Consider the following 26,098-nt stretch of genomic DNA (forward strand, 5'->3'; position numbering starts at 1 on the left):
CGCGAAACCAGCATTTGCGCGCGGTAGTGCTTAGGAAAAACCGAAGCCCGTGCAGGTCATCGGCTGGCGCGCGACCCGGCACGAACCCTGCAACACCGCCTGTACGGTCATTGTTGAGGGGCAGGCGAAATGCTCAGTCGTATTACTCAGCGTCAACTGGAGTATTTCGTTGCGTCGGGAGAGGCGGGCAGCATCAGTGCTGCGGCCGAACGCATCCATGTGTCGTCGCCATCCATCTCGGCGGCCATCACCCATATGGAGGCGGAGCTGGGCATTCAGCTGTTTATCCGGCACCACGCCCAGGGCATTTCGCTCACGGCGGTGGGGCGCCAGGTGATGCAAGAGGCCAAGCTGATTCTGGAGCAGATGACCAACCTCTACACCATCGCCTCCGAGTCGTTGAACACGGTGCGCGGGCCGCTGCGAGTGGGTTGCCTGGAGTCGTTGGCGCCGATGATCACGCCGGAATTGGTGTTTGGTTTTGGCCGCGCATTCCCCGGTGTGCGCCTGACCCAGGCCGAAGGCAACCACGAAGAACTGCTGGAAAAACTGCGCAGCGGCGAGCTGGATATCGCCCTGACTTACGACCTGGTAACCAGCCCCGACATCGACTTCCAACCCCTGGCGCACCTGCCGCCGTATGTGATGGTCGGCGAGTATCACCCGCTGGCGAGCTTGCCGGCGGTGAGCATGCAAGACCTTGAGGCCTACCCGGTGGTGCTGCTCGACACGCCGTGGAGCCGCGACTATTTCCTCAGCCTGTTCATGCAGGCGGGCACTACGCCGAACATCATCATGCGCTCCACCAACCTCGAAACGGTGCGCGCAATGGTCGGCAATGGCATTGGCTATTCCTTTGCGAATGCGCGGCCCAAATCGAATATGTCCCAGGATGGCAAACGGGTAATCCGCCTGCGCCTGGCCGGCTCGCACCGGCCGATGCGGCTGGGGTATGCCACGGCGAGCAACACCCAGTTGTCGCGCGTGGTGTCGGCGTTTGCCGAGCGTTGCCGCTTGTTTGTGTCCGACCAGTACATCCCCGGCATGGCCCCGCCGAGCTTTTTTGACCCGCATGCGGTGCGGGTCTTGAGTGGGGTGAGCTGAGGTTGCACCAAAAGGTGGCGTGGGCTGCGCCGCTCGCTCAGCTGTGCACCCTTTTGGCCGGAACAAGCAATCTCAGAAACACTAGAGGCCCCATGTGGGAGCGGGCTTGCTCGCGAATGCAGTGTGTCAGCTACACATTGGTTGACTGACACACTGCATTCGCGAGCAAGTCGAATCGTCGCACCGCCGCTCCCACATTTGATCTTCATTGTTTCCACTGGTCGGTTATCACTGCATAGGTTCTACCTACCCAGTGAGCCGGGTTTTACGAATTGACCCTAAGCCCCCGTCCCCACGACTCTCATCCCATCGATGCAGATCAACTTCTTTTTCAGCAAGGCACCGCGACGATGACATTCGACTGGCACTACATGTTTGGTTTGCTCAGCGACCCCGAGTTCTGGCGTGCGACGTGGACGGTGATCAAGCTCAGCACCCTGACCTGGATCCTGAGCATCGCCCTGGGCTTTCTGCTGGCGCTGGCCAAACAATCCAGGCACGTGCTGCTCAGCGTTCCGGCCCGTGGCTATATCTGGTTGTTCCGCAGCCTGCCGCTGCTGGTGCTGCTGATCTTTATCTACAACTTGCCCCAGGCATTGCCCGGCACCTCCGCCGTGCTGGCCGACCCGTTCTGGTCCGGCTTGCTGGCGCTGGTGATCTGCGAGACGGCCTACGTGGCTGAAATTCATCGCGGTGGTTTGCTCTCGATTCCCAAAGGGCAGGGCGAAGCGGCGCGGGCGCTGGGCTTGAAGTTCTTCGGCACCCAGTGGCGCGTGGTCATCCCCCAGGCGTTGCGCGTGGCCTTGCCGTCGCTGGCCAACGAATACATCTCCATCGTCAAGCTGACCTCGCTGGTGTCGGTGATCTCGCTGACCGAGATATTGATGGTCGGCCAGCGCCTGTATTCGCAGAACTTCCTGGTGATCGAAACCATGGCGGCGGTGGCGTTCTTCTACGTGTTTATCGTCACCGTGTTCGACTTCCTGCTCAAACGCCTGGAGCGCTTTCTCGACGTCAACCAGCGCAACGTGTCCCGCGTGCCGGACGCGGCGGTGCTGGCCCTGGCCACGCAACAGCGCACGGCGTTGCAGCGCCCGGCGAGCACCGGCGCCTCGGCGCTGGACGCCACGCGGTTGCACAAGGCTTATAACAATATCGAGGTGCTGGGCTCGGTCAATTTGCAGATCCAGCCGGGTGAGGTGGTGTCGGTGATCGGCCCGTCCGGCTCCGGCAAGACCACGCTGATTCGCCTGCTCAACGGCCTTGAGCAACTGGACAACGGCGAGATCAAGATCAACGGCCAGCCGTTCATTCATCTCAATAAAGTCGGCGCGCAGAAACCCCAGTACGTCGAGCACGCCGAGCACCGCCTGAACATCGGCATGGTGTTCCAGAGCTTCAACCTGTTCCCGCATTTGAGCGTGCTCGACAACCTGTTGATGGCGCCGAAATACCATCGGCTGGGGCGCACCGATGCGCTCAAGCAACAGGCCTACGCGCTGCTGCACAAGGTTGGCATGCTCGACCACGCCTGGAAGTACCCGCACCAGTTGTCGGGCGGCCAGCAACAACGCGTGGCCATCGCCCGCGCCTTGATGATGCGCCCGCAAATCATGCTGTTCGACGAGCCGACCTCGGCCCTCGACCCGGAAAAAGTCAACGAAGTGCTGCAGGTCATCGAAGCCCTGGCCGGGGAGGGCATCACCATGGTGATCGTCACCCACGAGATGAACTTCGCCTTCAAGGTCTCCGACCGCATCGTGTTCATGGAGAAGGGCCGCGTGGTTTGCGATGACACGCCCCAGGCCCTGCGCAGCGGCCACAACCCACGCGTGGAGGCGTTCCTCAAGGACGTCTCGCTGGCGTGACCTCGTTAACGTTCAGGACACCCTAAAATGATCGAGCAAGCTCAAATCGAACAATTCCAGCGCGACGGCTTTCTGGTGGTGGAAGGCGTGCTGTCGCCGGACGACGTGGCCGCGCTGCAACACGACTTCGACCAATGGGTGGAAGAGAGCCGCAGCCACGACCAAGGCTGGGGCGCCACCGTGGATGGCCGCGCGCGCTTCGACCTGGAAGGCGACCACCGCGCTGATCACCCATCGTTGCGCCGGGTGAGTTCGCCCACCGAGATTTCCCCGGTGTATGAGCGCGTGGCGTTGCACTCGCGGATGGCGGCGATTTCCGCGCAGTTGGTGGGCGCTGGCGGCGCGCGTTTTCATCACAGCAAGATCAACTCGAAACTGCCGCACACCGCGACCCAAGTGAAGTGGCACCAGGACTTTTTGTTCACGCCCCACAGCAACGACGACATCGTCACCGCTTTGCTGATGGTCAGCGAAGTGACACCGCAGAACGGCCCGCTGAATGTGATCCCCGGCAGCCATAAAGGCCCGTTGTGGTCGCACTGGCAGAACCAGCGTTTCACCGGTTCGGTGGACGACGCCGTGGTCGAAGAACACTGCCAGCAACCGGTCGCTTGCTACGGCCCGGCCGGTTCCGTGTGCTTTATGCACACGCGTTTGCTGCACGCTTCCAGCCCTAACGAGACCGAACTGCCGCGCACGTTGTTCATCAGCGTCTACGCCGCTGAAGACGCGCTGCCATTCGGCGAAAACCCGCTGCCCAGTGCACACGCCGGCCTGTTGGTGGCCGGTGAAGAAAGTGGCTTGGTGCGCTCCACCGACAACCAGCTGCGCTTGCCGCAGAAGCCCCGTGGCGCGTCGTTCTTTGTGCAACAGGCCGGCCAAGATTCCGTGACTGCCTAACCCCCTAAAACCCTTGCAGGTAATGACCATGACAGCGTCTCAAAAAAGTCTTCGCCCTTTCGCCGTGTGCCTGCTGGGCGCCGCGGTTGCACTGACCTCGTTGGCGGCTTCGGCGTTCCAGCAGGAAGGCAAGATCATTGCCGGTTCCGACGTGACCTTCTTCCCGTATGAGTACATGGATAACAACAAGCCGGCAGGTTTTGATATCGAGTTCATGGACGGCCTGGGCAAGGTCATGGGGCGCAAGGTCGAGACCCTCGACACGCGCTTTCCCAACCTGATCACCGGCCTGCAAGCCGGGCGCTTCGATGTGACCAACTCGTCGATGTACATCACCGCCGAGCGGGTCAAAGTCATCGACATGATCCCCTACCTGAAAAGCGGCGAGTCGATCCTGACCCTCAAGGACAGCGCCTTCCAGCCCAAGAAGCCGGAAGAGTTCTGCGGCCACAAGATCGGCTCCATGGGCGCCACGTCCTGGCTGGCGCAGATGAACAAGCTGTCGACCGAATACTGTGTGGCCAAGGGCTTGAAGCCGATCCAGATCAGCGAATACAGCACCGACCCGCAAACCACCCAGGCCTTGCTGGCTCACGCCGTCGAAGCGCAGATCACCGACGCCGCCGTGGCCCGAGGTGTGATCGACAAGCTCGGCAGCCGCGTGGTGATTTCTTCCGACAGCTTGATCTACCCGGTGCTGAACGGCTTCGGCGTGAAGAAGGGCAACGACGACGTGAAGAAAGCCTTGCTCGACGGGCTGGAAAAGTACCGCGCCACCCCGGAATACGCCGCGTTGCTCAAGAAGTACAACTTTGAAGCGCCGACCGCAGCCGACATCGACGCGCTGATGCCCAAGTAAGCCTACCGCGCGTGCCGCAGCCTGCTGCGGCCGCGCCCTGTGGAGACAGATTCATGGCGTTATCCCTTGAAGAACAGGCGCGCATCGACCTGGCGGCGACCTTTCGTATCATCGCCCATGTCGGCATGCACGAGGCGGTGGCCAACCACCTCAGCGCCGCCGTGTCGGCAGATGGCAAACAGTTTTTGCTTAACCCGAAGTGGAAGCATTTTTCGCGCATTCGGGCCAGTGACCTTTTACTGTTGAACGCCGATGACCCTGGCTGCGCCGACCACCCGAATGTGGATGCCACCGCCTGGTCGATCCACGGGCAGATCCACCGGTTACTGCCGCAAACCCGCGCTGTGTTGCACCTGCATCCGATCTACACCACGGCCGTGGCGTGCCTGGCCAAGCCGCATATCCCGCCTATCGATCAGAACACTGCGCGCTATTTCAACCGCGTTGCCGTCGATGAGCTGTACGGCGGCATGGCCGACACCGAGGCCGAAGGCGCGCGCCTGGCCGGTTTGCTCGACGGCAAAAGCCGCCTGTTGATGGGCAACCACGGTGTGATGGTAACGGCCACGTCGATCGGCGAAGCCTATGACGATATCTGGACCCTGGAGCGCGCCTGCCAGATCCTGGTGACGGCGTGGTCCACCGGGCAGCCGCTGCGGGTGTTGTCGGATGAAGTGGCGGAAAAGACCGCGCGCGGCTGGGAAGGCATTGCGGATTTTTCGCGGCAGCACTTTGAAGAAATGAAGCAATTGATGATCGACGCCGACCCTTCGGTGCTCGACTGAGGGCTTTTTATGACGTTTTCCGTTGTCGCTCGCTGCGCCGAGACCGGCCAGCTGGGTATTGCGATCAGCTCTTCAAGCATTGCTGTTGGCGCACGTTGCCCGTGGTTGCGCCCGGGTGTGGGGGCGGTGGCTTCGCAGAACATCACGTTGCCGAGTTTGGGGCCGCAGATGCTGGATAGGCTGGAGCAGGGCGTGGCGCCGAGCGAAGCACTGGAGGCTGTTCTGGCCGGTCAGGACCATAGCCAATATCGGCAAGTGACGGTGATTGATAGCCAAGGTCGAACCGCACATTTCAGCGGCGCGCAAACCCTTGGTATTCATGCGGCGGTGAGTGGCGAGCAGTGCGTGGCGGCGGGGAACATGCTCGCTAATCCTGAGGTGATCGAGGCCATGGTGCGTGCGTTCGAAAATGCGTCCGGGCACCTGGCAGACCGTCTGCTGGCGGCGATGCACAGCGGCCAGGCCCAGGGCGGCGAGGCAGGCCCGGTGCATTCGGCGGCGTTGATCGTGGTCGACGACCTGTTGTGGCCCATCGTCAACCTGCGGGTGGACTGGGCCGATGAACACCCGATCGTCGCCCTCGACCAGCTCTGGCAGGCTTATCGCAGCCAACTGCAGGACTACATCGACCGCGCCATCAACCCGCAACACGCGCCGGGTTACGCCGTGCCGGGAGATGATCGATGAGCAGCAGCCGTGAATTGCTCGCACAACTGGTGCGCTTTGACACCACCAGCCGCGAATCCAACCTGGCCTTGATCGACTTTGTGCGCACGTACCTGCAAGGCCATGGCGTGGCGTGCGAACTGGTGTTCAACGCGCAAAAGAGCAAGGCCAACTTGCTGGCGACTATCGGCCCGGCGCAGGTGCCGGGCATCGTGTTGTCCGGCCACACCGATGTGGTACCGGTGGACGGCCAGCGCTGGACGGTAGCGCCGTTCGAGCTGACCGAAAAGGACGGCAAGTTGTACGGGCGTGGCACGGCGGATATGAAGGGCTACATCGCCTGTGTGCTGGCCTGCGTGCCGGCGCTGGTGCAAGCGCCGTTGCGCATGCCGGTGCATATCGCGCTGTCCTACGACGAAGAGGTCGGCTGCCTGGGCGTGCGCTCGCTGATCGAAAGGTTTCACGCGCAACCGGTCAAGCCGCTGCTGTGTGTGATCGGCGAGCCCACCGAGCTCAAGCCGGTGCTGGGCCATAAAGGCAAGTTGGCGATGCGCTGCGAAGTGCAGGGCGCGGCGTGCCATTCGGCCTATGCGCCGTCGGGGGTGAATGCCATCGAATACGCCGCGCGGTTGATCAGTGAACTGGTGCGGCTCGGTGAAAGCCTCAAGGTGCCGGATCAGCTTGACGAGCGCTTTGACCCGCCGTTTTCCACTGTGCAAACCGGCGTGATAAACGGTGGCAAAGCGCTGAACATCGTTCCGCAAAATTGCACGTTTGATTTTGAAGTGCGCTCGCTGCCGGCGCAGGATCCATGGCGGGTGGCGCAGCAGTTGCGCGGGTATGCCGAACAAACCCTGTTGCCGGCGATGCAGGCGGTGAGCGAGCAGTGCGCGATCAGTTTCAGTGAGTTGTCGAGCTACCCGGGCCTGGCAACTTCGGTGGAAAGCCAGGCGGCAGAGTGGGTCGCGCAGTTCTGCGGCTCGCGGGACTACGGCACGGTGGCTTTTGGCAGTGAAGGCGGGTTGTTTGATCAGGCGGGCATCCCGACCGTGGTGTGCGGGCCGGGAAGCATGGGGCAGGGGCATAAGCCGGATGAGTTCATCAGCGTGGAGCAGTTGGCGGCGTGTGATCGGATGCTGGAGCAGGTAGTGGCGTTTGTGAGCCAGTAAGACCACCCCACTATCCAATGTGGGAGCGGGCTTGCTCGCGAAAGCGGTGTATCAGTGAAAAATATTGACCTGACACACCGCCTTCGCGAGCAAGCCCGCTCCCACATTTGTTCTGTGTTGTTTCTTTAACGGGGGGTAACTTTTAGCCCTTCGCCACACCCACCCGCCACTGCGCCGGCGGCAGCAAACCATTCACCAGGTAATTGCCCACAATCCGCGACTTGTACACGCGCGGGTTGTGGTTCGCCAGCGTCCGCGCATTGCGCCACAGCCGGTCCAGCGCCTTGTTGCTGGCCGTGGCACTGGCGCCCAGCGCGTCAAACAGCGCAGTGGTTGCCGCGAGTGTGGCATCCACCACCGGGTTCACCGCCAGGCACACTTCCAACTCCGCCAATGCCACCTGCGGGTCATCGTCGTGCAGCGGCTCGGCATGGGCGATCACAGACTGCGCGGTCTGGTCCAGGCGCTGCGCCGCTTGCTGGGTGATGGCGTGCGCGGCGTAGGCCTGGCTGGCCACTTCGCCGATGACTTGCAGCAACTGCACATCGTGCGCGGCGCTATCGGCGTTGCCGGTGGTGAAGGTCCTGGCGCGCTGGCTGAGCTCTTGCGCACCGCTTAACGCCGCGCGACGGGCGATGCCGGCGAGGGTCGCGAGGTGGTAGATCTGGTAGAACGACTGGCCGTAGCCGAAGCGTTGGTGAGTGGGGCGCAGGTCGTCTTCCACCGGGGCGTTGTCGAAAATGCAGGTGCCGCTGGCGGTTAGGCGTTGGCCGAAGCCGTTCCAGTCATCCACGATGTTCACGCCGGGCGCCTTGAGATCGACGACAACGCTGTACACCGTGCCGTCTTCACCGGTGGCCACGGTGTTGATCAGGTCACTGTAGAGCGCGCCGGTGGTGTAGAACTTTTTGCCGCTGATGCGCAGGCTGCCGTCGGCATCGCGGTGCAGGCGGGTGCCGAAGTCGCCTCGTGCCTGGTTGCCAACCTCGGTGCTGCCGGGCGAGAGCAGGGCGCCCTGGCCGAGTCGGTCGAGCCACTTGGCGCGCCAGTCGAGGTCTTTGGCGCAGAGCACGTCTTCGCAAAAGCCGAAATGCCCACGCAGGGCTTGGGTGATGTTGGAATCGGCCGCCGACAGTTCGGTGAGCAGCGCAAGCAGTTCGGCAAAGCTCGCGTCCTGGCCGCCGTAACTGGCGGGCAAGCGCCAGCGCGGCAAGCCGAGGGCGTTCAGTTGCTGGATCACCGTCGCCAGGCTGGCGCGGGTCTGATCGGCCTCGGCGGCGTGGGCAAGGATCTGCGCAAAGAGTGGGCGAAACGGTGCAGCCAGTTGTTCGTAACGGGCGGAGGGCGCGGCGCCCCAAATATTCAACGCGGGAATCGACATGCAATGGACCTTGCAGAAAGTGGCTCAGGTGCTGGGGTCCAGTGGTCTGGTGACGTCACCCTAACTCAGGGGTGGCAAAGTTTTTAATACGAAAAATAGCTAGGGTGCTGCGCAGTGGTTCTATCGATAGTGCGCAACAGTATTAAACCCAGCGCTTTTATTGCGTTAGCTTCTACGGGCGCCACGCTCGGCGACCTCCAAACCCTTGCTCTCATCACCAGACTGCACGCCCACAGATGGTTGAGTCAGCCCTCAACTGTGTGGACTCTTTTATGATCAATCGTCGAAACCTGCTTGCCCTGCTGGGCCTGGCCTCTCTCTCGTTGCATGGCTCATCGGTAGGGGCGGCAGAACCGCTGACGCTGACGGTGGGCGACCAGTTCTTCTCCAATCGCATCGTGCTGGAGCTGTCAGGCGAGTTGAAGGATTTGCCGTATAAAATCGATTTCAAACGCTTTAACACCGGCTCCCCCGTGGCTTCGGCGGTTGCCAGCGGCGCGCTGGACGTGGGCATTGTCGGCGACACGCCGGTGATCAGCCTGGCGGCCAACGGCGCGCCGGTGAAGGTGGTCGCCAGCACCCAGACCAGCCTCGACGGCGTGGGCATCGTGGCGCGCAAAGGCATTCAGTCGGTGGCCGACCTCAAAGGCAAAACCGTCGCAATCTGGAACGGCTCCTGGAGCCAGCAACTGGCGTACAAAGCCCTCGACGAAGCCGGCGTGCCGCGCAGCAGCGTGACCTTCAAATACCTGCTGCCGGCCGAAGCCAGCCTGGCGCTGACCCAGGGCGACATCGACGCGTTCGGCACCTGGGAACCCTATGTGTCGCTGCAGGAGAAAGAGGGCAGCACCCTGATCCGCAACGCCAAGGGCCTGATGAGCGCACCGACCTACATCGTCGCCTATGAACCGGCGCTAGCGCAGAAAGGCGCGATCATCAAGGATTTCGTCGCCCGCCTGACCCGCGCTCGGGTGTGGAGCAACAGCCATATCGACGCGTACGCCGAGGCCTGGTCGAAGGCCAACCAAACTGCGCCGGAGATTGCCAAGGTGTGGTTCAAGCGCGATGCGATCAAGGTGCTGCCGATCTCGCCGACGATTGTCAGCGAAGCCCAGGCCACGGCAGATTTTTTGGTGGATGCTCAGATGCTCAAGCAGCGCTATGACGTGACCCCGCTGTTTGATCGGGCGCTTTAAACGTAAGGGAAATAAGTGCTCACAGTATCGACACGCTGATTATGCGTGGGCTGGGCTAGGTTTTTTACTCCGGTATGCACCGGGCCAAAAAATTAACTAGCATCGGCAAGGAGTAGCCAGTAGGCTACATGTGAATCTGTGACCAACGTAATCGGCAGGACGCCGGAGTTCGATACATGGCTCGACGGTATGAAGGATATCTGGGGCAAAACCGCCATTCTGACGCGCCTGGACCGCGCCGAAGAAAACAATTTTGGTGACTGCGAGCCCGTCGGCGAAGGCCTGAGCGAAATGCGTGTTTTCGTCGGGCCTGGTTACAGGATTTACTTTGTACGCACTGGGATCAGCGCTTACCTGATGTTATGGGGCAGCGATAAAACCGACCAGAAGCGGGGAATCAAACGGGCAAAAGAGATCCTCGATGCCCTGAGAGGTTAATGAAATGAGCGAATCGAAATTCAAACCCGAGGACATGCCGATCCTCGACCTTGATACATCCGGCACCAGCGTTTACGAGGCGTCGCGCTTTCTCGACAGCCCGGAGGTTATCAGTGCCTATCTCGCGCAAAGCATGAAGGCGCAAGACCCGCAGATCTTCATGAAGGCGCTGGCCGAGGTTGCCAAAGCCCAGGGCGTGAACAAGGTGGCTGAGGCGGCGGGGGTCAATCGGGAGAGTTTGTATAAAACCCTGAAAGGCGGCTCCAAGACCCGCTATGAGACGATCCACAAGCTGATGCTGGCGTTGGGCGTTGAGCTGACGGTGCAGCCGATTGCTATCAATCAGGCGACAAAGGCGGTAGCCGGTAAGCCTTGATGTCGATATCGATAAGCGATGGCAGCGCAGATCAAATGTGGTAGCTGTCGAGCTTTCGCAGCCTCGCTGCAGCTCGACAGCTCCCACATTGACTGGGGCTATTCTGAAGTTTTTACCGCACCAGGCACGGCTGCTTGTTATTGAAGCGCCAGCCCGGAATCAGGAACTGCATCGCCACGCTGTCATCCCGCGCCCCAAGGCCCATGCCTTTGTACACTTCGTGCGCCTTGGCGACCGCGTCCATATCGATGTCCACACCCAAGCCAGGCTTGGTCGGCACCTTCACGTAGCCACCTTCGATTTTCAACGGTTGCTTGGTCAGGTGCTGGCCGTCCTGCCAGATCCAGTGGGTGTCGATGGCGGTGATGTCTCCCGGTGCGGCGGCGGCGACCTGGGTGAACATCGCCAGGGAAATATCGAAGTGGTTGTTGGAGTGCGAGCCCCAGGTCAGGCCCCATTCATTGCACATCTGCGCCACGCGCACCGAGCCTTGCATGGTCCAGAAGTGCGGGTCGGCCAGCGGAATATCCACTGATTGCATCTGGATCGCGTGGCCCATTTCGCGCCAGTCGGTGGCGATCATGTTGGTCGCGGTTTTCAGCCCGGTGGCACGGCGGAATTCGGCCATGACTTCACGGCCCGAGTAGCCATTTTCTGCGCCGCACGGGTCTTCGGCGTAGGCGAGTACGTGGTGCTGGTCGCGGCACAGGCGGATGGCTTCTTTGAGTGACCACGCACCGTTCGGGTCGAGGGTGATGCGCGCATCCGGGAAGCGTTCGGCCAGGGCGGTGACCGCTTCGATTTCCTCGTCGCCACTCAAGACGCCGCCCTTGAGCTTGAAGTCGTTGAAACCGTATTTGGCTTTGGCGGCTTCGGCCAGGCGCACCACGGATTCGGCGGTCATGGCCTTCTCGTGACGCAGGCGGAACCACGCGTCATCGGCGTCGGCCTCGTTGCGGTAGGCCAGGTCAGTGGCTGTGCGGTCGCCGACGTAGAACAGGTAACCGAGCATTTTTACTGCATCGCGTTGCTGCCCTTCGCCGAGCAGGGCCGCCACCGGCACTTCGAGAAATTGCCCCAGCAGGTCGAGCAGCGCGGCTTCCATGGCGGTGACGGCATGGATGGTGATGCGCAGGTCAAAGGTTTGCAGGCCACGCCCGGCGGCGTCGCGAGAGGCAAAGGTGCTGCGCATCTGGTTGAGGATGCGCTGGTACTGGCCGATAGGTTGGCCGACCACCAGGCTGCGTGCGTCTTCGAGGGTTTCGCGGATGCGTTCGCCACCGGGTACTTCGCCGACGCCGGTGTTGCCGCTGCTGTCCTTGAGAATCACGATATTGCGCGTAAAGAACGGCCCGTGAGCGCCGCTCAAATTGAGCAGCATGCTGTCGTGGCCCGCCACCGGGATGACTTGGAAATGGGTGACTACAGGGGTATTCATGGCGATTTCCTAAGTAAGCTCAAAGAGGTTTGCTGATGGCGGTGCCCGTGGGCACAACGCTGGGAGAGGTCAACACGGCAGCCGGCGACGTCTTGGCAAAGAACACCAGGATCGCGGCGAGCACCGAAGTGCCGGCCAAGCCGTAGAGGCCGCCCTGGATCGAGCCGGTGTTCTGTTCCAGGAAGCCGAAGGTGGTTGGCGCCACGAAGCCGCCCAGGTTGCCGATGGAGTTGATCAGCGCGATCACGGCGGCGGCGATGCGCACGTCCAGGTAGCCTTGGGGAATCGGCCAGAACAGCGATGAGGCGGACTTGAAGCCGATGGCCGCAAAGCAGATCGCCACGAAGGCGAAGATCGGTCCGCCGGTGGTGGACATGAACATGCCCGCGGCCGCAATCAACAGCGCGGCGGCGACCCAGGCTTGCTGGAACTTGAACTTGCCCGACAGCGAAGCGAAGGCGTACATGGCGATGATCGAGATCAGCCACGGGATCGAGTTGAAGAACCCGACCTGCACGTCGCTCAGGTCGCCCATCTTTTTGATGATGCTCGGCAGCCAGAAAGTGGCGGCGTAAATCGTCAGCTGAATGCAGAAGTACAACACACAGAACAGCAGGATCTGGCGGTCTTTGAGCAGCTTGCCGATCGTCGGTTTGACCGTGGTCAGCGCTTCACGCTCGCGCTGTTCCTGGTCGATGGCGCCGACCAGCGTGTCCTGTTCTTCACGGGTCAGCCATTTGGCGTCGTGAGGTTTGGAATCCAGCCAGAACCACACAAAGAACCCCAGCGCCACGGAGGCCAGGCCTTCGATGGCGAACATCCATTGCCAACCGTGGAAGCCGAAACCTTCGATCTGCAGCAGTGCGCCCGATAGCGGGCCGGAAATCAGCGAGGCAACCGCCGAGCCGCTGAGGAAAATCGCAATGGCTTTGCCGCGCTCTACGCCGGGCAGCCAGCGGGTGAAGTAGTAGATCACCCCAGGGAAGAACCCGGCTTCGGCCACGCCCAGCAAAAAGCGCAGGATGTAGAACTGGGTTTCGTTCTGGATGAACGCCATCAAGGTCGCGACGATGCCCCAGGTGAACATGATGCGGGTCAGCCAGATACGTGCGCCGACCTTTTGCAGCAGCATGTTGGAGGGCACTTCAAACAGCGCGTAGCCAATAAAGAACAACCCGGCACCCAGGCCGTAGGCGGCCGCGCCGATGCCCAGGTCATGCTCCATGTGCGTGCGCACGAAGCCGATATTGACCCGGTCAATGTAGTTGAGGATGAACATGATCACGAACAGTGGGAGCACATGGCCCTTCACTTTGCTCACGGCGCGCGCGAGGACTGAGTCGCTGGGTGAAGCGGCAGATGCATGGTTTGAATTGTTCACAATTCAAAACTCCCCTGATTTATTTTTATGCGGGTTTGTGTGTTTTGTTGATAGACATCATATAAGTGGATTTCTTGAGTTCGCAATCCAGCGCCACGTGTATTTGTTCTCATAAGCGCAACGGCTGGATGAGTGTTTTGGTTATTTACCTTGTTTTTGTTGGTTTTTATGTTGTTTTTAACGGTTCTCCAAGGTTCGATATTGATCGGAGAAGCGACGGCGCCGGGATCTGGGGTCGAGGGAATTAAGATTAGTTGTCATACAAGCTGGGTGTTTTTCGAATCAACCCAGCGTCACCACCAAACAGGGTGTTAAGCTCGTCCCAGCCCAACCCCGTGGACCCCACCAATGCCCATTGAAAACGGAACCCTCGTGCGCAGACGCTCCACCAACCTGGCCCAGGGTGTGGTCGAGGCGCTGACCCAGCGCATCCTGCTGGGGCAACTCAAGCCCGGTGAAAAACTGCCGTCGGAATCCACCATCGTGCTTGAGCATGGCGTGAGCCGAACGGTGGTCCGCGAGGCCATTTCCAAGCTGCAGGCATCCGGGCTGGTGGAGACGCGTCACGGCATCGGCACCTTTGTGCTGGCGCAACATGCCCAGCAAGGCTTGCGCTTGCACGTGGACACGGTCGCCAGCGTGCGCAACATGCTGGAGCTGCGCCTTGGCCTTGAAGTACAAGCCGTGGCGCTGGCCGCGGTGCGCAGGAGTGATGAGCAACTGGTGCGCATGCGCGAAGCGCTGGACGACTACCAGGCTTCCCTGGCGAACAACGACAGTTGCGTGGAGGAGGACAAGCGCTTTCATCAACTGATCGCCGAGGCCACCGGCAATACCTTTTTTACCGAGATCATGTCGCACCTGGGCAATGCGATGATCCCGCGCACCCAGGTCAAGGGCGCCGAACGCGGCGGTGCCGACTTCGCCAAGCTGGGGCAACTGGCGAACCTGGAGCACGAGGCGATCTTCAATGCGATCAAGCGCCAGGACCCGGACGCCGCACGGGCCGCCATGGTGTTGCACCTGACCAACAGCCGGGATCGGTTTTCGGGTGAGTAATTTTGTTGTGATAAGGAACACGCGTTGAACGAACACACATTGTCCATGCGCCTGGAGCGCGTGGCGGCGCACGTACCCGCCGGCGCGCGCCTGGCCGATATCGGCTCGGACCACGGCTACCTGCCGGTGGCCTTGATGCGCCGTGGCGTAATCGCGGCGGCGGTGGCGGGTGAAGTGGCAGCCACGCCGTTCCACGCCGCCCAGCGCACCGTGCGCGACAACGGCCTGGAACAACACATTACCGTGCGCCTGGCGGACGGCCTGGCGGCGCTCAAGCCCAGCGATCAGATCACCGCGATCAGCCTCTGCGGCATGGGCGGCGAGACCATCCTTGACATCCTCGACAGCGGCAAGGCGCACCTCAGCGGCCAGGAGCGCCTGATTCTGCAACCCAACGGCGGCGAGCAACCCTTGCGCCAATGGTTGATGGACAACGGTTACTGCATCCTGCTTGAAGAGTTGCTGCAGGAAAATCGCTTCTATTACGAGATTATCGTCGCCGAGCGCGCCGAACCGGTGGTCTACACCGCCGAACAGCTGTACTTCGGCCCGCTGCAAATGCAGGCCCGCAGCCCGGTGTTCCTGGCCAAGTGGCAGCGCATGCTGCGCCAAAAGCACAAGACCCTGGCCAGCTTCGAACAGGCGCGCCAGGCAGTCCCGCAGGCGAAGTTGCAGGAAATCGAGCAGCAGGCGCGGTGGATTACGCAATTGCTGGGGTGAACTGCCCGCCGTGATATGGGTCACACAAGCCGGGCAGGTGCTTTACGCGCTCTCTTGCACCGCCCATGATGGACCGCCCGCACTTCATGGAGGACTCTGCGCATGTTCGGCTCCCTGCTCGACAAACTCTTCAACCGCCCCCTGACCGAAGACGCCTTCGCTGAGAAGGTCATCAAGGCCGCGCGTGCAGCCGGTTTCAGCGAGCCTCTTGAGTACGTGCCCAAAGAGTTTCGTCTCAAGCATGGCGGTGGCGGCTATTTCAACCTGCATAACGCTTTCAACGATTATCAGAGCGCCGACAAGGCGCACAAAGCTGAGGTGTTGAACGGTTATGTATCGACGCTGCTCAGCTACAGAAAGGAAACGCCGCAAACCTTCGAAGACGTCAGGCCGTTGTTACGGCCGGTGATCCGTAACCTGGCGATGCTCGAAGAAGTGCGCCTGCACCAGGTGCGCACCGAAGGCTGGGACGCGCCGTACGCCGCCGTCCACCAGGCCCTGGGCAAAGACTGCGTGACCTTGCTGGCGGTGGACTACCCCGAGACCACGTCCACGCTCACCGAAGGGCCAAAGGAAAACTGGGGTGTGAGCCTCGACGAGGCGCTGGCGGTGGCGGTGAGCAACCTGCGCGAAGCCACCTCGGATGCGTTTGATGAAATTGTGCCTGGGCTCTATGTCGGCCGTTGGAACGACGGCTATGACACCAGCCGCGTGCTGTTGCCGGATGTCTTGCAACGCGCCTCGATCAAAGGCCGGCCAGTGTTCATGATCCCGACCCGCGACATTCTGATGGTGACCGGTGACAAGGATGAAGAGGGCATTCGGCATATGGTCGAGGTCAGCTTCAAGGCCATGGAAGCCGGGCGTGTGGTTTCCAGCCAGGTCTATACCTACGACGATCAACGGATCGTGCCCTTCGTCACTCAGGATGAAGCGCTCAAGGCGCGCATGGCGAGCCTCGAACACATGCTGCTGCAAGGCAATTACCACGTGCAGAAAGAGCAACTCGACACGATCCATGACGAGCAGAAAATCGACGTGTTTGTCGCGTCTTACACGCTGTTTGAGTTGAAAGACAGCAACGGCAAGACCTTCTCGATGTGCAGCTGGACAGAAACCGTCGACACCTTGTTGCCCAAGACCGACCGCGTCGCGCTGGTTCAACTGCAGCCCGATGGCAGCGCCCAGACCCAGGTGGTTGAATGGGATGAGCTCGAGGCCAAATTGGGTGACCTGCTGGCGCCGGAGAGCCTTTACCCGGCACGCTATCGCACGCTGGGTTTTCCGACGCCTGAGCAACTGAGTCAGTTGACGCCGTTGGTTTAACGACGGCTTGTCACGCGTCGCCCAACTGTGCAAGGATCGGCCCATGACTGAATTTTCGCCAAGCAACCGCCATCATCATCACGGACCTTGCCCCAGGTGCCGCGGTTGCTTGCGCTCATGGATTGACCAGACGTTCTGATCACTCAATGAACCACCCCCAAGGCGCCCTCGGCGCCTTTTTTATTGCCTGTAAAAAATGGAGATACACCTTATGACCATGCTACGTGGTACCCGAATTGTGACGGGCAAAGAAGCAGCAATAATGCGTGAGATAGAGGGGCGTTTTCGGAGCTGCCTTCATCGAAGCTGGCGCTGAAGAAGTTATCGTCCCTGCGCTGTGGGGCCAGGACACTTTCATTGAAAAAGCCGGTGGCAGTGAAATCATCGGGCAGATGTGGGCCTTCGATGACAAGGCGGGCCGCCCGTGTTGCCTGATTCCTGAAGCCACCGCGCTGTTTCAGGAACGCAGCACGCAGTTGCTCGGCGGGCGCGGGGAGGCGATGTTTTTCTACGTGGCGCGGTGTTACCGGTATGAGCGGCCGCAAGCCGGTCGCTACCGTGAGTTCACCCAGTTGGGGCTGGAGATTCTCAGCCCTGAACCGGCGTTGGCGTTGCAGCGCAGCCAGGCGCTGTGCAGCGCTTTTTTGGACACGCTGGGGCTCGACTATGAGCTCAACCTGGCGGTGAAACGCGGGCTGAGTTACTACCTTGAGGGCAATGGCTTCGAGGTGCGTTGCCCCGCGCTTGGCGCGCAGCAGCAAGTGGTCGGCGGTGGCGCCTACCGCGAAGGCGCCGGGTTCGGCATCGGGCTGGAGCGCTTGGTGCTGGCATTGGGCTGATGTTCAAGACGCCTCCACCCGGAGGCGTCTCCTCTGCGGCGGCCGGATATGCTCCAATAGCCGCCATTATTTGCTTACCCAGGAACTCCACCATGGCCGACACCACCGACCAAGCTTTCTACGACCGTGCAGACGCACATATCGAACTGTCGAACGAGCAGCTCAAGACCTGCGAAAACCTCGGTGAGGTCAGCGCTTCAATGATGTTCGGTACCACGCGCTTCAATGCCTGGGCCAGTGCGCGCAACTTCAAGTCCGGCGCGGAAATGGCCGCAGCGCGGGAAGCGATGCTGAAGTATTTCTGTGACCAGTACCGGATGATGCTTGAGGACAACCTGGACGATCACATCAATAATTTCAGTCAGTACATGCTGGTCAAATAGGTCGCCGGCACCGTCTCCACCAGCCACACGCCATTGTCCGCCTGGTAAAACTTGACTCCCGCCTGGCTCAGGCCTAGTGCATCAACCGTCAGCAGCACCGGCTGCCCATAGCGTTTGCCGACGGCCAGCGCGGTTTCGGGGTTGTCCGTCAGGTGCACATGGTGCCGACTGCCGGGGATCAAACCCTGCGCTTCGATGGCAGCCATAAAGCGGCTGGCCGTGCCATGGTAGAGCTGAGCGGGCGGCGTTTTCTCGACGTGCTGCACCTGAACCTGCCCGGTGCTGTGCCCTTGTGCGGCACGGATGCGCTGGCCGTCGTCGGAGAGCGTGAAGCGTTTTTTGTCGTTGGTCTCGACGACGTCGAGCAAGGCTTGGCGATCGAAGGCATGGCCGTGTTGGTTGGCGTTGTGGATCAAGCCGTCAACGTCGGTCCAGCCATCGCTGTCCAGCACGACACCTATGGATTCGGGCGCGTGGCGCAGTATGTAGCTGAGAAGTTTACTGATGGCGTCGCGTTGTTTCTTGTTCAAGGGATGTCCTTTTCCAGCCGTTATCATTGGGTTATCCGGGCGCAAGGTATTACAGCGCCATGCCTCATGTCAGCCTTGCAATGGCCCCCGCCGGCATTGCTCCGCCTGCCTCCAGCACGGTCAATTGTTCAATGACCCGGTCACGCTCACTTTTCGGCGTTTCTCGATCGGTAATCGCATAGAGCTGAGCATCGGCCCAGGCGCTGATTTGCTCTAATGAAGCGGGATCTTCCGGGGTGCGTTGAAGCTGACTCAGCAGGAATCCGGCCTGAGTCCATTTGGGCATCAGCTCGAGCAGGGCCAGGCGTCGAGTCGCAGACAACGTTGCCCAGAGCGCGTCAAGTTGGCGGGTAAACGCCGAGGCTATAACGCTCCAAGGCTGGGGACGCAGCCCCGCAACGCCTGCCTCAAAAACCTGCCGGGACGGATCCGCAATCGCGGCGATAAGCCGTGCGGGCCGGTCTGCGCCTTCAATACTCAACACCAGCGAACGAACAGCGCCGCTGTTTTGTTCCAGTGCAGCTGACAGCCACTGTTCAGGCGCCGGTACGCTCAGGTCTTGCGCCAGCCCGAGAACACCCAGCCACTGGGCTTTCGTTTCAGGTTTTTTGCCGGTCAGGTGCCTGTGAAGGAGAGGCGCCGGGTCGACGCCATACTTTTTCGCGGCCCACAGTGCTGTGGACCTGGTCGCCGGTGATGGATCGGTCAGAAAGTCTTCGATCAGTTGAGTACGGCCTGTTTGCAGCTGAACAGCCTCCAGGAACGACAGCCGCCTGAGAATGCTGCTGTTGCTGCTGAGGCCGAAGGCGATGGCGCGATGGGCCGCCGCTTCCGGCAGTTCCATCGCCTTGCCCAGTGCCAGCCGGCGCACGCTGAAGTCAGGGTGATGCAAGCTGGTGATCAGAAACGGTTCCAGTTCATCGTCCGTCATGGAATGAGCCAGCACCCCAAACAGCAATCGCGCACTGGGGCCTCGCTGAGTGTGCAGCGCTGGCATGCACAGTGGCAGGCATTCAGGCGTCTTCAGCAGCGCATGGAGCTTGCTGAGGGTGACGCGATGGTCGTCGCGCTTGCGATCTTCAAGCGCGAGTATCGCGGGAAGCTGTGCGATCAGCGACGCGGCGTAGGTGGGGTTCAGGTAGTCATCAAAAGCCTGTCTGGCCGCTTCGCGAACCTGAGGTACCCAGTCATTGAGTCGCACGATAATTGCGGACAGCCGCTCGCTCGAGTGTTCCAGCCGAACTGCGTGCAGGCCCGCTTCGCGGTCGAATCCATCCCAGCTGCTCAGAAGCAATCGCCAATCACCGGTGGGGGCGGGCGCTTGTGCAGCGGATGTTGGTTCAGCGCGTTGCAGCCAGGTTTTCCACATGAATCTGCCTGTCCTTGAAGTTCGATAGGTGCGTGGGCGATAGGATGCCTGTAATTGCAGGTGTTTTGGAATGCGATCGATCTCGTCCCCGACGGTTACAGCCTTCTTCATCCTGCTGAGTGCTTTCGCCCCATTTTCGCGCACTCCACGCTATGGCCCGGTTGCCAAACCGCCTATTTCGCGGCCTGCTACCAACGGCCCGTATCTTGCTAGTGCCTTCCCAATCAATGACATGGCATTTTGCTTCTAGTCAGTTCTAGGTTGTTTTGGGGAGTGGTCGGCGATGCACAGTCTTTTATCACCGGGTATCCGCCTGCTGGGCCGTTTCGGTTTCGCGCGCAAGTTCCAGATTCTGTTTTTCCTGTTCATGCTGCCCCTGGCCGGAAGCCTGTGGATGATCGGCCAGGACTATCGCGACAAATTGGCGGTGATTTCCAGCGAGCAGTCCGGCGTTCACCAGCTATTGGCCCTGGACACGCTGGATGGCCAGCTCACCGCGCAACGCAACCAGGCGGCGCGCTGGAAGGCGCTGGATATCCTGCACACGCCAACGGCTGCGGCCAAAGCGGCGATGGACAAGGTCGATGCCGGCAGCCCAATCATTCTGCAAAGCCTGCAAGCCTTGGGTGAGTCGCTCAAAGCCCAGAACGCCAGTGCCGACACCCTGGCGCGTTTCGAAGCCTTGCAGGCCACGGTCAAGGGCATGGACACCCAATCCCTGCGCGCCGTGGGCTGGTGGCCGGACGGCTATGACCGCTTCACCACCGCCCTGACCGCGTTGCAAACCCTGCGCGAGCAGATCACCCAGGACGCCGGGCTGATCCTTGACCCATGGCTGGAAACGTACCTGCTGATGCAGATTTCCACCCAGCATACGCCGGACCTGATCGAGCGCATTGGCCGCACGGCCAGTGTCGGGCAGTCGTCGATTGCCTCGGGGCAGTTCACCTTGCAAAGCCGCTTGCAGATGCGCGACCTGCGTGGCCGTATCGGCGATGCGCGAGATCAGTTGGCCAAGGCCGCCACGTCGCTCAAAGCCAAGCTGTACCCAGGAATCGAGCCGTGGACGGCGCAATATGACGCCAGCCTGCAATTGCTCGATAACGAACTCAAAGCGCTGGACGACGGCGTGTTTGGCGGCACCATCAAACTCGACACCACAGGCTTCGACCGCAGTGTCGACAGCATGCTCGGTGCGTTGGGCGCGTTGCGCAGCCAGTCGTTGCACTCGCTGGATGAGCGCTTGAGTTATTACCGTGACCGCTCGCTCAAGCAGTTTATTCCGGTGGCGGCGACGTTCAGCCTGCTGGCCCTGGCGGCCTTGTACTTGTTTATCTGCCTGCAAGCCTCGATCCGGCGCAGCGCCAGTGGCATCACTACGCTGGCCGAGTCCCTGCGCGACGGCAACCTGTGTGTCGAGGTGGCGGTGGAAGGGCGTGACGAACTGGCGGCGATCAGCACCGCGCTCAACGTCGCGGTGGTGCAGTTACGCTCCAGCCTGCTCGGCGTCAATCACGAAACCCAGCAACTGGGCTCCGCCGTGCTCACCCTCAATTCGCAGTCGGGCAGCACCCTCACCGAAGTCGAAGACCAGCAACACCAGATCAGCCAGATCGCCGCTGCGGCCACGCAATTGGCGGCCACCTCGATGGGCGTCGCCAAAAGTTGCGAACAGGCTTCAGGCAGCGCGCAGCAGACCCGCCGTATTGCTGAGGACAGCAGCCGCGACAGCCAGCGCACCACGGCAAGCATTCAGCAACTCAACCAGCGCCTGACCGACACCGCCAACGCGCTGGAACAGGTGAGCCAGCAAGGGCAGCAGATTCAGTCAGTGGTCGATACCATTCGCGGCATCGCCGAACAGACCAACCTGCTGGCACTCAACGCCGCCATCGAAGCCGCCCGCGCCGGCGAGCAGGGCCGTGGTTTTGCCGTGGTCGCGGATGAAGTGCGCAGCCTGTCGCAACGCACTCAAGCCTCCACGGCGCAAATCGCCGGCACGGTGGACAGCCTGCGCGCGACGGTCAGCCAAGCCGTCACGCTGATGGGCGCCGCCTGCGACCAGGCGCTGACCGATGCCGAATCCGTGACCGGCCTGGGCACGCGCCTGGGCGAAATTGCCGGCGCCGTGCAAAACGTCACCGACACCCTGGCGCAGATTGCGGCGGCGGTGGAAGAGCAGGCGACGACGGCGGATGAGGTCAGCGGCAATATCCAGCAGGTCGATCAGGCGGCTGGGCGCTTGCTGGACGGCGCGCGGGCGGTAAACCAGGCGGCGGATACCTTGAGCAAAGGCAGCCGGGCGTTGAGTGAAAACACCGCGCGGTTTCGCTTGAGCTGAAATGCCTACTGTGGTGAGCGGGCTTCCTGTGGCAAGTGGGCTTCCTGTGGCGAGCCCGCTCCCACAGGCGGCTGTGCAACCACCGCGCGGATAGATGAACCTTCGGCGCCAACAGGGCTCACTTATTAGGTCGCCCTGTTCACTTGCCGAAAGGAATCCGCATGCCTTCGACCCCGCCAACGCCCGCCCTGAACGCCCCGGTTGAACGCGAACTGAGCCTGCGCGCGGTGAGCACCGGGATCGTGTTGGGCATCCTGCTGACACCCTCAAATGTGTACGCCGGGCTCAAGATCGGCTGGTCGTTCAACATGTCGATCATCGCCCTGCTGGTCGGCTATGCCATCTGGCAAGGCCTGGCCAGGCATAACCCCGGGCAACTGCCGTGGACGCTGCACGAAAGCAACATCAACCAGACCGTCGCCTCGGCCGCCGCCTCGATTATCTCCGGTGGGCTGGTGGCGCCGATCCCGGCCTACACCTTGCTCACAGGCAACACGCTGGAAGCGTTGCCGATGATCGCCTGGGTGTTCTCGGTGAGCTTTCTCGGGATCTGGATCGCCTGGTACCTGCGCCCGTCACTGCTCAATGACAAAGCGCTGAAATTCCCCGAAGGCATGGCCACCCTGGAAACCCTGCTGCATATCTACAACCACGGCCGCGAAGCCGCGACACGCTTGAAGGTGCTGCTCAGCGCCGCCTTGCTGTCGGGGCTGGTCAAGTGGGTGGACACCTTCCTGTGGGCCTTCCCGCGCTGGTCGCCCAGCGCCGCGATGGAACGCCTGACCTTCACCGCCGACCCGTCGCTGCTGTTGCTCGGCTTTGGCGGCATCATCGGCATTCGCGTGGGGCTGACCCTGCTGCTCGGTGCCTTGCTCGCCTGGGGCGGCCTGGCCCCGTGGTTGCTGGCGCAAGGCCTGGTGACCCTGCCGGCCGGCAGCAGCGGCCCGCAGTTCGCCGCGCTGGTTGAGTGGTTGTTGTGGCCCGGCGTGAGCCTGATGGTGTGCTCGACCCTGGCTTCGCTGGCGATCCGCCTGTTGGCGTTGCATAAGTCCACCAAGGATGCTGGCGGCACCCCGTGGGCGATCCCCAAGGCCGGGCCCGCCGCCGGTTTTGCCCTGGCGATTGTGTTGGTGGTGAGCCTGCAGGCGCTGTTGTTCGGGATCAACCTGTGGATGGCCTTGCTGACCATTCCCCTGGCGATCTGCCTGGCTGCCGTGGCCGCGCGGGTGGTGGGCGCCACCGGCATTCCGCCGATTGGGGCGATCGGGCAACTGTCGCAACTGAGCTTTGGCATCGTCGCGCCGGGGCAGGTGCCGATCAACCTGATGAGTGCCAATACGGCCGGCGGGTCGGCGGGGCAATGCACGGATTTGATGAACGACTTCAAGGTTGGCAAAGCGATTGGCGCCACGCCGCGCAAGCAAGTGATCGCGCAAATCCTGGGGATTTTCGTCGGCAGCATCGTCGGCGTGTTGGCCTACCTGGCGTTGATTCCCGACCCGCAAAGCATGTTGCTCACCGAAGAATGGCCGGCGCCTGCGGTCGCCACCTGGAAAGCCGTGGCGCAAACCCTGACCCATGGGCTGGATTCATTGTCGGTGAGCATTCGTTGGGCCATTGGCCTTGCGGGGGCTGTGGGCGTGCTGCTGGGGATTGCCGACAGCACCTTGCCCGCCCATCGTGCTCGCTACTTGCCCAGCGCCGCCGCATTAGGCCTGGCCTTCGTGTTGCCGGCTTCGGTGTCGTTGATGATGGCCCTCGGCGCGGTGCTGACGTGGCTGGTGAGCTGCCGTTGGCCGAGCGTGACCGAACGCTTCGCCATTACCGCAGCGGCGGGGTTGATTGCCGGGGAAAGCATCACTGGCGTCGGCGCGTCGTTGTGGGCCATGGTTGCGAATTAATCCATGGCACTCCACCACAACGGCGTAGTCTCTTACCTGGATACCCACTCTTGTTCAGCGGAGCTTTTATGATCACCGTCCACCACCTCAACAACTCGCGCTCGCAACGCATCCTCTGGCTGCTTGAAGAACTCGGCCTGCCTTATGAGATCAAGCGCTACCAGCGTGATCCGAAAACCAACCTCGCGCCACCTGAACTCAAGGCCATCAACCCGCTGGGCAAATCCCCGGTGATCGAAGACGGTTCCCTCGTGTTGATCGAGTCCGCTGCGATCATCGACTACCTGATCCGCCGCCACGGCCAAGGCCGCCTGCAACCCGATCCGGCCACGGCTACCTACGACAAATACGTGCAGTGGCTGCACTTCGCCGAAGGCTCGGCCATGCTGCCGCTGATGCTCAACCTCTACGTCGGCCGCTTGGGTGAGGCGGGTGCGCCGTTGCATCCGCGCATCGAATCGGAGTTGGCCAACTACTTGGGCTACTTGAACGATGTGCTGGCGGATACGCCGTATTTGGTCGGTGACGAGCTGAGCGGCGCGGATATCCAGATGAGTTTTATCGGCGAAATCGCCATGGCCCAGGGCAAGTTGCAGGCCTATCCGAGCCTGGCGGCATGGGTAAAACGCTTCCAGGCTCGGCCGGCTTACCGCAAGGCGGTGGAGCAGGGCGGCGAGTACGCGTTTGCCAAATAAACAGTAGGCGTTATCCCTGTGGCGAGCGGACCTCCTGTGGCAAGCCCGCCCGCCACACCAGGCGCTGCGCGCTGCTTTTTAGATGTTCGCAAAGTGCTTAAGCGAAAACGCCGACAGGTCCTAGCGCACCACCTCCAGCGCCGTAATTTCATTCACATAATGGGTTTCGCTCGACGTCGACTCCAGCGTCAGCGCCACGCCCAGGTCCTCGATAAACACGCGTGAGGTTTTGTAGTCGCCCTGGTCGCACGCCAGTTTGATGGCGTCGCCGGTCAAGGAGGCAAACACCTGGCGTGCCGGGATGCGTTCACCGACCTTGCAGTTCAGGGTGGTTTCGTAGGGTTTGTCGGTTGGCCGGGCCGGCACGTTCACCATGTGCAGGCGGGTGCTCAGGGTCTGGCCGGGTGTCCAGCTGGTCGGCAGGTTCAGTTCGACGTCGCGGGTTTGCAGGACGCGCCCGTCGCCCACGCCATTCATTTTCGATTTCAACTGAATCAGGTCGGCTTGGGTCAGGCGATCAACGTCGAAGGTATTGCCATAGGCTTCGTTTTTCACCAGCAAGCCACCCTCGGCCTTGAAGGTGACCGAGGTCGGAAGGTCTTTGCTGCCATCGCCTTTCTTGGACAGGTAGCTGTAGTTCAACGTTTTGAACTTCGGTTGCAGCAAGGGTGAGTCGAGGCGCTGGCGTACGTTGGCCGGTACCTCGACCTCGGTGAAGCTGGTTTCGATCTGGGTGCGTGGGTAGTCGACCGGCGCGATGTCCGGACGCAACTGCGCCAGCAGCCCGGCATTCACGCCGCCCTGTACCGAACAGCTGACGCGCGATTGCGTGCCTGACTTGCCTTCCGGCTCCACAATCAACACGCGTTCAACCTGGCGGGTGCCCGGCGCCTTGCCCGGTTGGGGTTTGATCGACTGCCAGCCGTTACCGACCTTGAGCTCGCTGCGGGTGTATTCCTTGTCGCCTTTTTGCAGCGCGCCGCGTTGTTCCAGCAGCGGCGCGAGGCGCTGGGCAACCTCGTCGACGCCGCCGTCCACCACGAAGCCCCAGTAATAGTAGAGCCCCAGTGGGCCGAGGTCGGTGACTTCATCGGCATACGACAACAGCTTCAACCCCGCGATGGGCGGCGCGCTGACCGGCACCTGGCTGGCCTTGCGGTCTGTGCGGTTTCTGACCGCGATCCAGGTGAAGTTCTTTTCTTGCTGGAGCGGCGCATAGGCCTGCCAGGCATCGCGGTGAGTGTTCAGACTGCTGAAGAAGCTCGCGTCGCAGCGGGTGAAGGCTTTGAGTGTGTCGGTCAGCGCAGCATCGTCAGCATGGGCCAGGGTCGGCAGCACGGCAGCAGCCAGGAGGAGGGCGGGCAACTTCATTAC

General features: G+C 61.5%; 24 protein-coding genes. 18 read left to right on the plus strand and 6 right to left on the minus strand.

The genetic code is table 11. The features are described 5' to 3' along the window. Positions 1 to 129 precede the first annotated feature (129 nt). From HX783_RS15835 to argE, 7 genes are all read left to right on the plus strand, one after another. Positions 130 to 1,104 (plus strand): LysR family transcriptional regulator, encoded by a 975-nt coding sequence (locus tag HX783_RS15835; RefSeq protein WP_159958312.1) that lies wholly within the window; start codon positions 130 to 132, stop codon positions 1,102 to 1,104. A gap of 350 nt (positions 1,105 to 1,454) precedes the next feature. Beyond that, on the plus strand, positions 1,455 to 2,972 hold the full coding sequence (locus HX783_RS15840; RefSeq protein ID WP_177017480.1) for an amino acid ABC transporter permease/ATP-binding protein: 1,518 nt from the start codon (positions 1,455 to 1,457) through the stop codon (positions 2,970 to 2,972). A 27-nt stretch (positions 2,973 to 2,999) separates the two neighbouring features. Beyond that, positions 3,000 to 3,872 (plus strand): phytanoyl-CoA dioxygenase family protein, encoded by an 873-nt coding sequence (locus HX783_RS15845; protein ID WP_159958308.1) that lies wholly within the window; start codon positions 3,000 to 3,002, stop codon positions 3,870 to 3,872. A 28-nt stretch (positions 3,873 to 3,900) separates the two neighbouring features. Further along, positions 3,901 to 4,731 (plus strand): ABC transporter substrate-binding protein, encoded by an 831-nt coding sequence (locus HX783_RS15850; RefSeq protein WP_159958306.1) that lies wholly within the window; start codon positions 3,901 to 3,903, stop codon positions 4,729 to 4,731. A gap of 53 nt (positions 4,732 to 4,784) precedes the next feature. Next, a complete protein-coding gene (locus HX783_RS15855) occupies positions 4,785 to 5,516 on the plus strand; it encodes a class II aldolase and adducin N-terminal domain-containing protein (protein WP_159958304.1) in 732 nt (243 codons plus the stop codon). Between the two features lie 9 nt (positions 5,517 to 5,525). Further along, a complete protein-coding gene (locus HX783_RS15860; protein ID WP_177017481.1) occupies positions 5,526 to 6,203 on the plus strand; it encodes a DUF1028 domain-containing protein in 678 nt (225 codons plus the stop codon). Beyond that, entirely contained in the window at positions 6,200 to 7,351 is a 1,152-nt protein-coding gene (gene argE, locus HX783_RS15865) for an acetylornithine deacetylase (protein ID WP_177017482.1), read from the plus strand. The genes HX783_RS15860 and argE overlap by 4 nt, the downstream gene beginning before the upstream one ends. Positions 7,352 to 7,493: 142 nt before the next feature. On the opposite strand, the gene HX783_RS15870 is transcribed toward argE, so the two are convergent. Continuing rightward, positions 7,494 to 8,732, minus strand: coding sequence for an acyl-CoA dehydrogenase family protein (locus tag HX783_RS15870; RefSeq protein WP_159958298.1), 1,239 nt, complete (start codon positions 8,730 to 8,732; stop codon positions 7,494 to 7,496). Between the two features lie 272 nt (positions 8,733 to 9,004). On the opposite strand from HX783_RS15870, the gene HX783_RS15875 reads away from it, so the two are divergent. From HX783_RS15875 to HX783_RS15885, 3 genes are all read left to right on the plus strand, one after another. Then, a complete protein-coding gene (locus HX783_RS15875) occupies positions 9,005 to 9,928 on the plus strand; it encodes an ABC transporter substrate-binding protein (protein ID WP_177017483.1) in 924 nt (307 codons plus the stop codon). 138 nt (positions 9,929 to 10,066) lie between these two features. Beyond that, positions 10,067 to 10,366, plus strand: coding sequence for a type II toxin-antitoxin system RelE/ParE family toxin (locus HX783_RS15880; protein ID WP_177017484.1), 300 nt, complete (start codon positions 10,067 to 10,069; stop codon positions 10,364 to 10,366). A 4-nt stretch (positions 10,367 to 10,370) separates the two neighbouring features. After that, a complete protein-coding gene (locus HX783_RS15885) occupies positions 10,371 to 10,742 on the plus strand; it encodes an addiction module antidote protein (RefSeq protein WP_177017485.1) in 372 nt (123 codons plus the stop codon). 112 nt (positions 10,743 to 10,854) lie between these two features. On the opposite strand, the gene gudD is transcribed toward HX783_RS15885, so the two are convergent. Together gudD and HX783_RS15895 are read right to left on the minus strand one after the other, a co-directional pair. Continuing rightward, entirely contained in the window at positions 10,855 to 12,180 is a 1,326-nt protein-coding gene (gene gudD / locus HX783_RS15890) for a glucarate dehydratase (protein WP_177017486.1), read from the minus strand. Positions 12,181 to 12,199: 19 nt separating this feature from the next. Further along, entirely contained in the window at positions 12,200 to 13,561 is a 1,362-nt protein-coding gene (locus tag HX783_RS15895; protein WP_177017487.1) for an MFS transporter, read from the minus strand. Positions 13,562 to 13,909: 348 nt separating this feature from the next. Here HX783_RS15895 and HX783_RS15900 point away from each other — a divergent pair, with 348 nt between their 5' ends. The 5 genes from HX783_RS15900 (at position 13,910) to HX783_RS15920 (ending at position 17,888) form a co-directional block, all read left to right on the plus strand. Further along, positions 13,910 to 14,620, plus strand: a complete 711-nt coding sequence (locus HX783_RS15900) for a FadR/GntR family transcriptional regulator (protein ID WP_177017488.1) — start codon at positions 13,910 to 13,912, stop codon at positions 14,618 to 14,620. Between the two features lie 24 nt (positions 14,621 to 14,644). After that, entirely contained in the window at positions 14,645 to 15,340 is a 696-nt protein-coding gene (locus HX783_RS15905) for a tRNA (adenine(22)-N(1))-methyltransferase TrmK (RefSeq protein WP_177017489.1), read from the plus strand. 102 nt (positions 15,341 to 15,442) lie between these two features. Beyond that, positions 15,443 to 16,666, plus strand: a complete 1,224-nt coding sequence (locus HX783_RS15910; protein WP_177017490.1) for a DUF1444 family protein — start codon at positions 15,443 to 15,445, stop codon at positions 16,664 to 16,666. 299 nt (positions 16,667 to 16,965) lie between these two features. Then, positions 16,966 to 17,505, plus strand: coding sequence for an ATP phosphoribosyltransferase regulatory subunit (locus tag HX783_RS15915; protein WP_177017582.1), 540 nt, complete (start codon positions 16,966 to 16,968; stop codon positions 17,503 to 17,505). 92 nt (positions 17,506 to 17,597) lie between these two features. Then, positions 17,598 to 17,888 (plus strand): DUF3144 domain-containing protein, encoded by a 291-nt coding sequence (locus HX783_RS15920; protein WP_159958280.1) that lies wholly within the window; start codon positions 17,598 to 17,600, stop codon positions 17,886 to 17,888. On the opposite strand, the gene HX783_RS15925 is transcribed toward HX783_RS15920, so the two are convergent. Then, positions 17,867 to 18,418, minus strand: a complete 552-nt coding sequence (locus HX783_RS15925; protein ID WP_218175279.1) for an RNA 2'-phosphotransferase — start codon at positions 18,416 to 18,418, stop codon at positions 17,867 to 17,869. The genes HX783_RS15920 and HX783_RS15925 overlap by 22 nt on opposite strands. Positions 18,419 to 18,482: 64 nt before the next feature. After that, on the minus strand, positions 18,483 to 19,898 hold the full coding sequence (locus HX783_RS15930; protein WP_177017492.1) for a hypothetical protein: 1,416 nt from the start codon (positions 19,896 to 19,898) through the stop codon (positions 18,483 to 18,485). A gap of 1,537 nt (positions 19,899 to 21,435) precedes the next feature. On the opposite strand from HX783_RS15930, the gene HX783_RS30320 reads away from it, so the two are divergent. From HX783_RS30320 to HX783_RS15945, 3 genes are all read left to right on the plus strand, one after another. Continuing rightward, positions 21,436 to 22,128: a methyl-accepting chemotaxis protein gene (locus tag HX783_RS30320; protein ID WP_371317691.1), complete on the plus strand. Its 693-nt coding sequence runs from the start codon at positions 21,436 to 21,438 to the stop codon at positions 22,126 to 22,128. Positions 22,129 to 22,289: 161 nt separating this feature from the next. After that, the gene (locus HX783_RS15940; RefSeq protein ID WP_177017494.1) at positions 22,290 to 24,029 is read left to right on the plus strand and encodes an OPT family oligopeptide transporter; all 1,740 of its coding nucleotides are present in this window, start codon (positions 22,290 to 22,292) and stop codon (positions 24,027 to 24,029) included. Between the two features lie 68 nt (positions 24,030 to 24,097). Next, positions 24,098 to 24,724 (plus strand): glutathione S-transferase family protein, encoded by a 627-nt coding sequence (locus HX783_RS15945; RefSeq protein WP_177017495.1) that lies wholly within the window; start codon positions 24,098 to 24,100, stop codon positions 24,722 to 24,724. Between the two features lie 120 nt (positions 24,725 to 24,844). Here the strand turns inward: HX783_RS15945 and HX783_RS15950 are convergent, their stop codons facing one another. Continuing rightward, on the minus strand, positions 24,845 to 26,095 hold the full coding sequence (locus tag HX783_RS15950; protein WP_177017496.1) for a hypothetical protein: 1,251 nt from the start codon (positions 26,093 to 26,095) through the stop codon (positions 24,845 to 24,847). Positions 26,096 to 26,098 lie beyond the last annotated feature (3 nt).

The organism is Pseudomonas sp. D2002 (assembly GCF_013385735.1).
In the GTDB taxonomy this organism is placed as follows: Bacteria; Pseudomonadota; Gammaproteobacteria; order Pseudomonadales; family Pseudomonadaceae; genus Aquipseudomonas.

Coding starts and splice junctions, on each gene's coding strand:
- argE (WP_177017482.1), top strand. CDS start 6,200: ATGAGCAGCAGCCGTGAATTGCTCGCACAACTGGTGCGCTTTGACACC.
- HX783_RS30320 (WP_371317691.1), top strand. CDS start 21,436: ATGGGCGTCGCCAAAAGTTGCGAACAGGCTTCAGGCAGCGCGCAGCAG.
- HX783_RS15940 (WP_177017494.1), top strand. CDS start 22,290: ATGCCTTCGACCCCGCCAACGCCCGCCCTGAACGCCCCGGTTGAACGC.
- HX783_RS15855 (WP_159958304.1), top strand. CDS start 4,785: ATGGCGTTATCCCTTGAAGAACAGGCGCGCATCGACCTGGCGGCGACC.
- HX783_RS15910 (WP_177017490.1), top strand. CDS start 15,443: ATGTTCGGCTCCCTGCTCGACAAACTCTTCAACCGCCCCCTGACCGAA.
- HX783_RS15950 (WP_177017496.1), bottom strand. CDS start 26,095: ATGAAGTTGCCCGCCCTCCTCCTGGCTGCTGCCGTGCTGCCGACCCTG.
- HX783_RS15850 (WP_159958306.1), top strand. CDS start 3,901: ATGACAGCGTCTCAAAAAAGTCTTCGCCCTTTCGCCGTGTGCCTGCTG.
- HX783_RS15875 (WP_177017483.1), top strand. CDS start 9,005: ATGATCAATCGTCGAAACCTGCTTGCCCTGCTGGGCCTGGCCTCTCTC.
- HX783_RS15900 (WP_177017488.1), top strand. CDS start 13,910: ATGCCCATTGAAAACGGAACCCTCGTGCGCAGACGCTCCACCAACCTG.
- HX783_RS15860 (WP_177017481.1), top strand. CDS start 5,526: ATGACGTTTTCCGTTGTCGCTCGCTGCGCCGAGACCGGCCAGCTGGGT.
- HX783_RS15885 (WP_177017485.1), top strand. CDS start 10,371: ATGAGCGAATCGAAATTCAAACCCGAGGACATGCCGATCCTCGACCTT.
- gudD (WP_177017486.1), bottom strand. CDS start 12,180: ATGAATACCCCTGTAGTCACCCATTTCCAAGTCATCCCGGTGGCGGGC.
- HX783_RS15930 (WP_177017492.1), bottom strand. CDS start 19,898: ATGAAGAAGGCTGTAACCGTCGGGGACGAGATCGATCGCATTCCAAAA.
- HX783_RS15945 (WP_177017495.1), top strand. CDS start 24,098: ATGATCACCGTCCACCACCTCAACAACTCGCGCTCGCAACGCATCCTC.
- HX783_RS15845 (WP_159958308.1), top strand. CDS start 3,000: ATGATCGAGCAAGCTCAAATCGAACAATTCCAGCGCGACGGCTTTCTG.
- HX783_RS15840 (WP_177017480.1), top strand. CDS start 1,455: ATGACATTCGACTGGCACTACATGTTTGGTTTGCTCAGCGACCCCGAG.
- HX783_RS15920 (WP_159958280.1), top strand. CDS start 17,598: ATGGCCGACACCACCGACCAAGCTTTCTACGACCGTGCAGACGCACAT.
- HX783_RS15835 (WP_159958312.1), top strand. CDS start 130: ATGCTCAGTCGTATTACTCAGCGTCAACTGGAGTATTTCGTTGCGTCG.
- HX783_RS15870 (WP_159958298.1), bottom strand. CDS start 8,732: ATGTCGATTCCCGCGTTGAATATTTGGGGCGCCGCGCCCTCCGCCCGT.